This window comes from Paenibacillus sp. PK4536, from assembly GCF_028594455.2.
GTDB lineage: Bacteria > Bacillota > Bacilli > Paenibacillales > Paenibacillaceae > Saccharibacillus > Saccharibacillus nuruki.
The window spans coordinates 388468-400589 of record NZ_CP126313.1 but is presented as its reverse complement, the minus strand read 5'-3'; the positions used below and the strand labels follow the sequence as shown (position 1 = coordinate 400589).

Here is a 12122-nt window from a genome sequence, read left to right as displayed (position 1 = left end):
AGGAGGGATATTGCAGTGATAGAAATCGAAAAGCCGAAAATTGAGACCGTAGATGTAAATGATGAAGGTAACTACGGTAAATTCATCATTGAACCGCTCGAACGTGGTTATGGCACAACACTTGGCAACTCACTTCGTAGAATTTTGTTATCTTCTCTTCCGGGAGCAGCAGTAACATCTGTTCAAATCGATGGTGTATTGCATGAGTTCTCAACGGTTCAAGGTGTGATGGAAGACGTTACAGAAATCATTCTGAACCTCAAGGCCCTTTCGCTTAAGATCCACTCTGATGAAGAAAAAGTGTTGGAGATTGATGCGGAAGGAGAAGGGGCGATCACTGCAGGAGATATCCGTGCAGACAGTGATGTTGAAATCCTGAATCCGGATCTTCATATCGCCACTTTAGCTCCAGGTTCTAGACTTCACATGCGTATTTTTGCAAATCGTGGTCGTGGCTATGTTGCTGCAGATAAGAATAAACGTGATGATCAACCAATTGGTGTCATTCCTGTAGATTCTATCTATACTCCGATTTCCCGCGTTAACTATGGCGTGGAAAATACTCGTGTAGGTCAAGTAACGAACTATGATAAGCTAACTATTGAAATCTGGACGGATGGTAGCATTCGCCCTGAAGAAGCAGTTAGTCTGGGCGCTAAAATTTTGACTGAGCATTTGATGTTATTTGTTGGTCTAACTGACGAAGCAAAAGATGCTGAAATCATGGTCGAAAAAGAGGAAGATAAAAAAGAGAAAGTGCTCGAGATGACTATCGAAGAGCTTGATCTCTCTGTACGTTCTTACAACTGCTTGAAACGTGCTGGTATTAATACCGTACAAGAGCTAACTACGAAATCCGAAGACGATATGATGAAAGTCCGCAACTTGGGCCGCAAATCGCTTGAGGAAGTTCAAGAGAAGCTTGAAGAATTAGGATTAGGACTTCGTCAAGAAGACTAATCATTTAATAGTGTAATGAAGGAGGGAAAAACAACATGGCATACCAAAAATTGGGTCGTAACTCCAGCGCTCGTAAAGCTTTGTTTCGTGACCTGGTAACTGACCTGTTCTTGTATGAGCGTATTCAAACGACTGAAGCTAAAGCGAAAGAAGTTCGTTCTATCGCTGAAAAACTGATCACCCTTTCTAAACGTGGAGATCTTCATGCTCGTCGTCAAGTAGCTGCTTATGTTCGTCGCGAGTCTCTCGATGGTGGACAAGATGCTATCCAAAAATTGTTTTCTGATTTAGCAACTCGCTATGCAGAGCGTCCAGGTGGATACACTCGTATTCTTAAATTAGGACCTCGTCGCGGCGATGCTGCACCTATGGTTTATCTTGAATTGGTAGACCGCGCGTAACATGCAGATGAGGAAAGGGTGGACAGGGTCAACAGATTCTGACAAAACCCTTTTTTTCTCTGTTTGGAACATGCAGTGTTTGAGGATAATGAGGGAGGGAGCTCCATTAGGGGCTCCCTTGCTTTGTATAAAAGGTGAGGATATATGAGGAATCTTTGTATGACTGTCAATTATGATGGAACCAGATATAACGGATTTCAGACCCAACCGGACGGAAATACGATTCAGGATCATTTAGAAAAAGCAATTGCCTCGATCATTGGAGAAAAACCAAAGATTCATGGCTCAGGTCGTACAGATGCAGGTGTACATGCGATTGGACAAGTCTTTCATTTCTTGACTGAATCAACTGTCCCAGCAGAACGCTGGCCACTTGCTTTAAATGGTCGCTTGCCCAAAGATATTATTGTTACAAATGCGCGCGAGGTTCATTTGGACTTCCACTCACGGCGCTCAGCCAAACGAAAAACATATCGATACACGATTAACGCTAATCAATATCCAGATGTTTTTCTAAGGCATATGCAATTACATCATCCAGGCAAACTGAATATTGAAGCAATGCGTGAAGCTCTTTCCCACTTTATAGGTACTCATGACTTCACAACCTTTGCTTCAAAACATTCTGAAAAGCAAAGTCATATCCGTACAATCTATGAGGCACGATTGGAAGTAGATTATTCTATGACCCGTCCTGATACAAGAGACCAAGGTATTCTACACTTTTATATAACGGGCAGTGGATTTTTACAGCATATGGTACGTATTATTATGGGGACACTGGTACAAGTGGGAGAAGGTAAACACGCACCAGATGCTATTTCTAATATGATTGCTGCGGAGGATCGTAGTGAGGCAGGACCAACTGCAGTCAGCAAAGCGTTGACGATGTGGGGGGTTCACTATGAGGAGTTTAATACATAGTAAAATTTCAAAGCAAATGCCTACGAAATTTTTTCTAGAAAAACTTCAAATAGTTCTTGCTTAACGTGTTTTTATGCTGTAAAATAAAGTTTGTGTTTTCTTAAGGCTATCCCACAGCCCCATTAAGAATAACACCACCTAAAATTTTTAATCCATCACTTAATAACTATGTAACACTGTGTACTAACAACACTAACTCAAGAACGAAGATATATGAGAATATACCGTAATGATATATTTTCAAAAGCACACTAAGGAGGAACTTTTCATGCGTACGACGTACATTGCCAAGCCAAGTGAAGTAGAACGCAATTGGCACATTATCGATGCTGAAGGCAAAACGCTTGGTCGTTTGGCTAGTGAAGCAGCTGCACTTATTCGCGGCAAACACAAACCACAATTTACCCCTCATGTAGACGGTGGAGATTTCGTTATCGTAATCAATGCTGACAAAATCCACTTGACTGGTAAAAAATTGCAAGACAAAAAATACTACCGTCACTCAATGCATCCAGGTGGTCTTAAAGTTACCACTGCTGATGAAATGCTTAAAAACAAACCAGAACGTGTAATCGAATTTGCAGTTCATGGTATGCTTCCAAAAACTCGTATGGGTAACCAAATGAAGTTAAGATTGAAAGCATATGCTGGCGTAGAACACCCACATGCAGCACAAAAACCGGAAGTTTACGAACTTCGCGGCTAATTAAAAGGAGGACAGTTTCATGGCACAAGTACAATACTATGGGACAGGTCGTCGTAAACATTCGGTAGCACGTGTTCGCCTTGTACCGGGTGAAGGACGCATTGTCATCAATAAACGCGACATCAATGAATATTTCGGTTTAGATACACTTAAACTGATCGTTAAACAACCACTTAACTTGACAGAAACGATCGGAAGCTACGATGTAATCGTATTGGCTCACGGTGGTGGTATTTCTGGTCAAGCAGGAGCAATCCGTCACGGTATCTCCCGTGCATTGCTTAAAGCTGATCCTGAACTTCGTGGATCTTTGAAAAAAGCTGGATTCCTGACTCGTGACCCTCGTATGAAAGAGCGTAAAAAATACGGTCTTAAAGCAGCACGTCGCGCACCTCAGTTCTCCAAACGTTAATATTCCTTGTATATCAAGGTTTACAAAGACCTCTTACCAGAAATGGTGGGAGGTTTTTTTGTGTTTAAAAGAAACGTGACCACATTTTGACCACCATTTTATATGTGTATAACCCTGTGTACAATCATAAATATCAATATCAATATCAATAGCAATTAAAATTAAATATAGAATCGGTTGTACAAAATTGTGAATAACTTGTGATTAACTCCAAAAATACTATTGAATCCCCAACCATTAAGTACTATAATATACATAATTCTTAGTTGTTTAGTCGGCTTTAATTTGAATCCTTTTAAAAGTGTAGTCATTTATTGAAGGTACTTAAAACCAAAATGGTAAAATGAATTCCAAAGATGGGGGAACTAAATATGAATCTGTTGGAAAAAGAAGAGTTAGCTCGAGTAAAAGCGGAAGAGTTAGAACATGCTACAGCTGAACAAGTCATCCGTTGGGCTGTGGATAATTTTGAAAGTCTTACTTTTGCTTGTAGTTTTGGAGCTGAAGATGTAGTCATTGTGGATATGTTACAGAATATCAGCCCGTCCACTGATATTTTCTATTTAGATACTGATTTCCATTTTAAAGAAACCTATGAGACTCGCGATCGTATGATTGAGCGTTATGGTATGGAATTTGTTAAAGTAGCTCCAAAGCTGACTCCTGAAGAACAAGCTGCTGCTCATGGAGAATCGCTATGGACTGTCGATCCTAATGCTTGCTGCAATATTCGCAAAGTAGAACCTTTAACTCGGATATTATCTCAATATGATTCATGGATTACGGGTATTCGGCGTGACCAAGCACCCACTCGTGCAAATGCTAAAAAGATCGAGTATGATTCTAAATTTGGTTTGATGAAGTTTAACCCTATTGCAGATTGGACTTCTGAAGAGGTATGGCAGTATATTCGAGATAACGATATTATTTATAATCCTCTGCATGATCAACATTACCCTAGTATTGGTTGTGAACAATGTACACGTCAGGTTATGCCAGGCGAAGATCCTCGTGCTGGACGTTGGGCTAACTCTGATAAAACAGAATGTGGATTACACAAATAATTCAACATTATGACTAACATAGATAATCTCAGCCGATCAAGTGATTTTTAGCATTTGGTCGGCTTCATGTATACTTAGGCAGATAGATTTTATAGCATACACATTTATGATGAGACAGGAGCGATTACAGAATGACAACAATTTTGCCACATGGGGGTCAATTGGTTCAGCGTATTGTAAAAGAGGAAGAGCGCGATCAGTTATTGGCTCAAGCTCAACAGTGGAAACAAATTCCTATCAATACATGGACTATCTCCGATCTTGATCTTATAGGTGTAGGAGCCTTTTCGCCACTTGAAGGATTTATGGAAGAAGCAGATTATCATTCTGTTCTCGAAAATATGAGATTATCAAATGGAACAGTATGGAGTATTCCAATTACACTTGCTTTAGATGAATCTATTACTTCCACTCTTCAAATAGGTGAGCAAGTAGCATTAGTAGGAGAGCAGGATGGAGTGATCTACGGTACATTAGAGGTACGTAGCATCTATACAGTAGATCAACAACAAGAAGCGGTGAAAATCTTTAAAACAGATGATCCTGAACATCCAGGGATACAAAAATTATTCAGTCGTTCTTCGATCTATGTAGGAGGACCTATTCAAGTATTAAAACGTCCTCAACCTGAAAAGTTCGGTGAGTTTTATTTTGATCCTGAACAAACCAGAAAGATTTTTGCAGATAAAGGATGGAAAACAGTCGTCGGTTTCCAAACTCGTAACCCTGTGCATCGTGCTCATGAATATATTCAAAAAAGTGCAATGGAGATTGTAGATGCATTATTTTTGAATCCATTGGTAGGTGAAACAAAGTCAGATGATGTACCTGCGAATGTACGGATGCGTAGTTATTTAGTTCTTTTAGAAAATTACTATCCAAAAGATCGTGCCTTTTTAGGAGTATTTCCAGCAGCAATGCGTTATGCAGGACCAAGAGAAGCCATATTCCATGCAATGGTTCGCAAAAATTATGGATGTACACACTTTATTGTTGGTCGCGACCACGCGGGTGTAGGTGACTATTATGGAACGTATGAAGCTCAAGAAATTTTCACTAACTTTACGGCAGAGGAATTAGGAATTACTCCACTATTCTTTGAACATAGCTTTTTCTGTACCAAATGCGGTAACATGGCATCAAGCAAAACTTGCCCGCATTCTAAAGAAAATCATTTAACTCTTTCTGGCACAAAAGTGAGAGCATTACTAAGAGATGGTCAATGCCCTCCACCGGAATTTACCCGTCCAGAAGTAGCAGAAGTATTAATTGAAGGTATGGCAGAACATAACAAACTCTAAATTAGTCACTATGTATTCCAAACCGCTTTACTTTAGTCATGTGATCATGATTTGAAGTGAAGCGGTTTTTTTATATAAGAAATGAAGCCGATCGATGTAGAAACATTTTATTTATACTTTTACGGTGTACGATTCGCGAATCAATAATATAAAATGGTATAATATAACGTATTGTTGCATTAGCGCATGGTTGTCTTTATAACGATATATTCAATCTAACCACATAAGGAGTGCACCTCATATGTTATCAAGAGACTATGTTTTGGAATTATTAAGTACGGTTACAGATCCGCAGTACGAATTTCCTCTATTGGAAATGCAATTTATTCGCGATGTTATGATCAAAGATACCAGAATTTCATTAACTGTAGTGGGTATTGAATTAGGTCAAGAATATAAAGATGCTATAGAGCAATCGATTCGAGCTGCTCTTAAAATTGTTGAACCGATTGACCTACATATTCGTTTCAGAGCCCCTTCTGAGCTTGAAATGGCTACAGTACGTCAATTACTATCTCCAGACACAGAAGAAGCACTACCGCCTGAATCTGAGACGCACAAAGGTCATGCAGCAGGTCTAGAGGAGCTTCCTATCATTCATCAGAATTCCGGTGTACGTTTTATCGCTGTAGCTAGTGGTAAGGGTGGTGTCGGTAAATCTACTGTTACAGTAAATTTAGCAACTGCTTTAGTCCGCCAAGGAAAAAGGGTAGGCATTATTGATGCTGATATTTACGGATTCAGTATTCCAGATATGATGGGAATAGAAGAAGGCCCTACTGTAGAAGAAGGACGTATTCAACCGGTAGAACGATTCGGCGTTCAAGTAATGTCGATGGGATTCTTTATTCGAGAAAATAATCCTGTAATCTGGCGTGGACCGATGCTGGGTAAAATGCTTCGTCAGTTTTTTGCTGATGTGGACTGGGCTCCATTGGATTATATGTTACTAGATCTACCTCCAGGAACAGGGGATGTAGCATTGGATGTACATCAGATTCTTCCACAAAGTAAAGAAATACTGGTAACTACTCCACATGCAACAGCAGCATTTGTAGCAGCACGTGCGGGAACGATGGCATTACAGACCGATCATGAGATTCTGGGTGTTGTCGAAAATATGTCTTACTACCAAGCAAGAGATGGACAGAAAGAGTATGTCTTCGGTAGAGGGGGCGGTGGACAGCTTGCAGAAACACTGCATACTGAACTACTAGCTCAAATTCCGTTAGGCGCACCAGACAATTTACCAACAGATCCTGACTTTTCACCTTCTGTATACAAAGAAGATAGTGAAATTGGTCAACTATATAATGAGTTAGCTCTAAAAGTAATTGAGAAACATGGCTAAACCTCAATACTAATAAATATAGGATTGATTTCAATAACCGATAGATAGAGAGGAAGGCGTATCATACCTTGCTCTCTATTTTTATCTATTTACCAAATTGTGTTGTAAAGGAGTAGAATATATGGCTTCATTGTTTTCATTGCGTACTTTTTGGCGTGATCTTAAATCTAACAAATCAATGTTATTGGTTTCTACCATTCTGTTTGCAGTAGGAATTGTAGCAGGAATCTTATTAGTAGAACCATTGGGTAACTATTTAAGAGAACAACTTCAGCAACTACAAGTAGTCAAAGAGCAGCTTAACCAAGGACAGCATGTAGAACTTAACTATTTTGTGTTTATCTTTCTAAACAATGCGATCAAAAGTGTTCTTATTATTTATTTAGGAATATTTATAGGGATCATTCCAGTAATCTTTTTAGTTATGAACGGAATGATTATTGGATTTCTACTACGTACCTATGATATGCAGGGACAGGATGTAGTGACTTTAATAGTTAAAGGATTATTACCACATGGAATCTTTGAAATTCCTGCTATTCTTATCGCCGCCGCTTATGGTCTGAAATTTGGTAAATTGGTATTGGATAGTCTAACCACATGGAGTCCAGCAGGAAGAGTACAACTCAGAGTAGCTTGGAAACAGTTTATGAGATCTACAATCACAGCTTCATTTTGGCTAGTCATTATTCTTTTTGTAGCAGCGATTATAGAGAGTACGGTAACATTCTGGTTAATGCAGGCTTAGTTATTTACAAAAAATCACATACAAACAGTTACAAGTATGCCTAATTAGGTTAATTCATCACTATCCACAAGGCTGTTATTGCATGTAAATGGATTGAGATTGATACATCTACACATAGCAGCCTAATAGATATACTGTGAGGAGTTACAATCTAGGGAGGATATTCATATGCTTGGAATGTTATTAAACGATAAAGAATGTAAAGAGATGGCTTATGTATTACGTAAAGAATTAGATGAAATGTTATTCGATCTAAGTGATCAACGTCTAAATCAGGATATACGCAAATCAATTGATAAAAGATACAAAACGATTTTTCAAATGTATGCACGTTTCGCACCACAAAAGGAACTATCCAAATACGTACGAAACGGACGCTACAAAGAGACTAATAATTAAATTGTAAAAAACTATTGACGTAATCTATAAATATATGATAAATTAATTCTCGCACTGTTTTTAATGTTTAAAAGTGTTGAACGCAATGAAAGAGATTAACAAATTTCAACATTGCAGATCACTTGAAAAAAAGATTGAAAAAAAGTGTTGACGAAATGAAATGAGCATGATATATTATAAGAGTTGCTGATGCGATAACGCGTCGGTGCACAAAGGCAAAATAACGAAATGTTTGATCTTTGAAAACTGAACAACGAGTGAGTAATGAAGGTCTTAGCCGACCTTTAAAAAATAGAGAACTTCGGTTCTCGCCAGTTTTAGATTTGAGCACGTCAAACACTTTATGGAGAGTTTGATCCTGGCTCAGGACGAACGCTGGCGGCGTGCCTAATACATGCAAGTCGAGCGGAGTTGACGAGAAGCTTGCTTCTTTGATGCTTAGCGGCGGACGGGTGAGTAACACGTAGGCAACCTGCCCTCAAGCTTGGGACAACTACCGGAAACGGTAGCTAATACCGAATACATGATTTGTTCGCCTGAACGAATCTGGAAAGACGGAGCAATCTGTCACTTGAGGATGGGCCTGCGGCGCATTAGCTAGTTGGTGAGGTAACGGCTCACCAAGGCGACGATGCGTAGCCGACCTGAGAGGGTGATCGGCCACACTGGGACTGAGACACGGCCCAGACTCCTACGGGAGGCAGCAGTAGGGAATCTTCCGCAATGGACGCAAGTCTGACGGAGCAACGCCGCGTGAGTGATGAAGGTTTTCGGATCGTAAAGCTCTGTTGCCAGGGAAGAACGTCCGATAGAGTAACTGCTATCGGAGTGACGGTACCTGAGAAGAAAGCCCCGGCTAACTACGTGCCAGCAGCCGCGGTAATACGTAGGGGGCAAGCGTTGTCCGGAATTATTGGGCGTAAAGCGCGCGCAGGCGGCTTTTTAAGTCCGGTGTCACAGCCCAAGGCTCAACCTTGGGTCGCACTGGAAACTGGAGAGCTTGAGTACAGAAGAGGAAAGTGGAATTCCACGTGTAGCGGTGAAATGCGTAGAGATGTGGAGGAACACCAGTGGCGAAGGCGACTTTCTGGGCTGTAACTGACGCTGAGGCGCGAAAGCGTGGGGAGCAAACAGGATTAGATACCCTGGTAGTCCACGCCGTAAACGATGAATGCTAGGTGTTAGGGGTTTCGATACCCTTGGTGCCGAAGTTAACACATTAAGCATTCCGCCTGGGGAGTACGGTCGCAAGACTGAAACTCAAAGGAATTGACGGGGACCCGCACAAGCAGTGGAGTATGTGGTTTAATTCGAAGCAACGCGAAGAACCTTACCAAGTCTTGACATCCCTTTGACCGGACTAGAGATAGTCTTTTCCTTCGGGACAAAGGAGACAGGTGGTGCATGGTTGTCGTCAGCTCGTGTCGTGAGATGTTGGGTTAAGTCCCGCAACGAGCGCAACCCTTATGCTTAGTTGCCAGCACATCATGGTGGGCACTCTAAGCAGACTGCCGGTGACAAACCGGAGGAAGGTGGGGATGACGTCAAATCATCATGCCCCTTATGACTTGGGCTACACACGTACTACAATGGCCGGTACAACGGGAAGCAATATCGCAAGATGGAGCCAATCCTTAAAAGCCGGTCTCAGTTCGGATTGCAGGCTGCAACTCGCCTGCATGAAGTCGGAATTGCTAGTAATCGCGGATCAGCATGCCGCGGTGAATACGTTCCCGGGTCTTGTACACACCGCCCGTCACACCACGAGAGTTTGCAACACCCGAAGTCGGTGGGGTAACCTGCAAAGGAGCCAGCCGCCGAAGGTGGGGTAGATGATTGGGGTGAAGTCGTAACAAGGTAGCCGTATCGGAAGGTGCGGCTGGATCACCTCCTTTCTATGGAGAATCGTTTCCTGCAACGGAAACATTCGAACGTCGTTCTTTTCGGAGAACGGCAAACGCAGAACACTCCGGTGGATCTGTGGTCATTCATTGAATGACAAAACTCACTCGTTGTTCAGTTTTGAAAGAGTAAACCTCTTTCAAACTGTTGATCCTTGAAAACTGGATACCGAAAACGAAACATCGCGTTTTAGAATGTTTCTTCTCTACGACTGTGTTAAACAGCAGTAGGCGAGAAATAATATACACCGTTTCTATGTTATAGAAACACTTAGGTTAAGCTACTAAGAGCACACGGTGGATGCCTAGGCGCTAGGAGCCGATGAAGGACGTGGCGAACAACGATAAAGCCTCGGGGAGCTGTAAGCAAGCTGTGATCCGGGGATGTCCGAATGGGGAAACCTAACTGGATTCATCTCCAGTTACTCACACCTGAATACATAGGGTGTGCAGAGGCAGACGAGGGGAACTGAAACATCTAAGTACCCTCAGGAAAAGAAAACAAGAGTGATTCCGTCAGTAGCGGCGAGCGAACGCGGAACAGCCCAAACCAAGAAGCTTGCTTCTTGGGGTTGTGGGACGTCTCTTTGGAGTTACAAAGGAATGAGGTAGGCGAAGAGGTCTGGAAAGGCCCGCAAGACAAGGTGAAAGCCCTGTAGCTTAAATCTCATTCTCTCCGAGACGGATCCCGAGTAGTGCGGGGCACGTGAAACCCCGTATGAATCTGCCAGGACCATCTGGTAAGGCTAAATACTCCCTAGCGACCGATAGTGAAGCAGTACCGTGAGGGAAAGGTGAAAAGGACCCCGGAAGGGGAGTGAAATAGAACCTGAAACCGTGTGCTTACAAAAAGTCAGAGCCCTATGAATGGGTGATGGCGTGCCTTTTGTAGAATGAACCGGCGAGTTACGTTCCCGTGCAAGGTTAAGGTGAAAAGCCGGAGCCGCAGCGAAAGCGAGTCTGAATAGGGCGACTGAGTACGTGGACGTAGACCCGAAACCAGGTGATCTACCCCTGTCCAGGGTGAAGGTACGGTAACACGTACTGGAGGCCCGAACCCACGCACGTTGAAAAGTGCGGGGATGAGGTGGGGGTAGCGGAGAAATTCCAATCGAACCTGGAGATAGCTGGTTCTCCCCGAAATAGCTTTAGGGCTAGCCTCGGAAGTTGAGTCGTGGAGGTAGAGCACTGATTGGATGCGGGGCCCGCAAGGGTTACCAAGTTCAGTCAAACTCCGAATGCCACAGACTTTATTCCGGGAGTCAGACAGTGAGTGCTAAGATCCATTGTCGAAAGGGAAACAGCCCAGACCATCAGCTAAGGTCCCCAAGTGTGTGTTAAGTGGGAAAGGATGTGAAGTTGCACAGACAACCAGGATGTTGGCTTAGAAGCAGCCACCATTGAAAGAGTGCGTAATAGCTCACTGGTCGAGTGACTTTGCGCCGAAAATGTAACGGGGCTAAACACACCACCGAAGCTATGGCTTGATACTTTGTATCAGGGGTAGGGGAGCGTTGAATGAAGATTGAAGGTGTACCGCAAGGAGCGCTGGACCTCATTCAAGTGAGAATGCCGGTATGAGTAACGAAAAGATCAGTGAGAATCTGATCCGCCGAAAACCCAAGGATTCCTGAGGAAGGCTCGTCCTCTCAGGGTAAGTCGGGACCTAAGGCGAGGCCGAAAGGCGTAGTCGACGGACAACAGGTTGAAATTCCTGTACCACCGAAAGCCGTTATGAGCAATGGGATGACGCAGGAGGATAGTGACGCGGACTGATGGATGTCCGTTCAAGCAGTGAGGCTGGTATGTAGGCAAATCCGCATACCGCAAGGCCAGGCTGTGATGAGGAGCGAAAATTGTAGTAGCGAAGGTCATGATTTCACACTGCCAAGAAAAGTCTCTAGCCAGGAAGCAGGTGCCCGTACCGTAAACCGACACAGGTGGGTGAGAAGAGA

The 12122-nt window shown here is 42.7% G+C and carries 10 protein-coding genes and 2 rRNA genes (1 of these 12 running past the window's edge); all 12 read left to right on the top strand.

Annotation, left to right across the window (positions count from 1 at the left end; translation table 11 throughout):
• The first annotated feature begins 15 nt into the window (after positions 1-15).
• Entirely contained in the window at positions 16-960 is a 945-nt protein-coding gene (locus tag PO903_RS01985) for a DNA-directed RNA polymerase subunit alpha (protein WP_069328374.1), read from the top strand.
• A 35-nt stretch (positions 961-995) separates the two neighbouring features.
• Positions 996-1361: a 50S ribosomal protein L17 gene (gene rplQ, locus PO903_RS01980; protein ID WP_069328375.1), complete on the top strand. Its 366-nt coding sequence runs from the start codon at positions 996-998 to the stop codon at positions 1359-1361.
• 144 nt (positions 1362-1505) lie between these two features.
• Entirely contained in the window at positions 1506-2285 is a 780-nt protein-coding gene (truA, locus tag PO903_RS01975) for a tRNA pseudouridine(38-40) synthase TruA (protein ID WP_273592458.1), read from the top strand.
• A 268-nt stretch (positions 2286-2553) separates the two neighbouring features.
• The gene (rplM, locus tag PO903_RS01970) at positions 2554-2991 is read left to right on the top strand and encodes a 50S ribosomal protein L13 (RefSeq protein ID WP_069328377.1); all 438 of its coding nucleotides are present in this window, start codon (positions 2554-2556) and stop codon (positions 2989-2991) included.
• Between the two features lie 19 nt (positions 2992-3010).
• Positions 3011-3403 (top strand): 30S ribosomal protein S9, encoded by a 393-nt coding sequence (gene rpsI / locus PO903_RS01965; protein WP_069328378.1) that lies wholly within the window; start codon positions 3011-3013, stop codon positions 3401-3403.
• 371 nt (positions 3404-3774) lie between these two features.
• Positions 3775-4467, top strand: a complete 693-nt coding sequence (locus PO903_RS01960; RefSeq protein ID WP_069328379.1) for a phosphoadenylyl-sulfate reductase — start codon at positions 3775-3777, stop codon at positions 4465-4467.
• Between the two features lie 131 nt (positions 4468-4598).
• Positions 4599-5768, top strand: coding sequence for a sulfate adenylyltransferase (gene sat, locus PO903_RS01955; protein ID WP_273592457.1), 1170 nt, complete (start codon positions 4599-4601; stop codon positions 5766-5768).
• Positions 5769-6009: 241 nt separating this feature from the next.
• Positions 6010-7119 carry an iron-sulfur carrier protein/transcriptional regulator SalA gene (salA, locus tag PO903_RS01950; RefSeq protein ID WP_069328381.1) on the top strand — a complete coding sequence of 370 codons (1110 nt, stop codon included), beginning with the start codon at positions 6010-6012 and terminating at the stop codon, positions 7117-7119.
• 121 nt (positions 7120-7240) lie between these two features.
• Positions 7241-7867: a stage II sporulation protein M gene (locus tag PO903_RS01945; RefSeq protein WP_273592456.1), complete on the top strand. Its 627-nt coding sequence runs from the start codon at positions 7241-7243 to the stop codon at positions 7865-7867.
• A 168-nt stretch (positions 7868-8035) separates the two neighbouring features.
• Positions 8036-8266, top strand: coding sequence for a hypothetical protein (locus tag PO903_RS01940; RefSeq protein WP_069328383.1), 231 nt, complete (start codon positions 8036-8038; stop codon positions 8264-8266).
• A gap of 340 nt (positions 8267-8606) precedes the next feature.
• A 16S ribosomal RNA gene (locus PO903_RS01935) occupies positions 8607-10161 on the top strand.
• 280 nt (positions 10162-10441) lie between these two features.
• Positions 10442-12122: ribosomal RNA gene (locus PO903_RS01930) — 23S ribosomal RNA — on the top strand; it runs 1379 nt beyond the window's last position.
• Together the 16S and 23S rRNA genes form the textbook arrangement of a ribosomal RNA operon.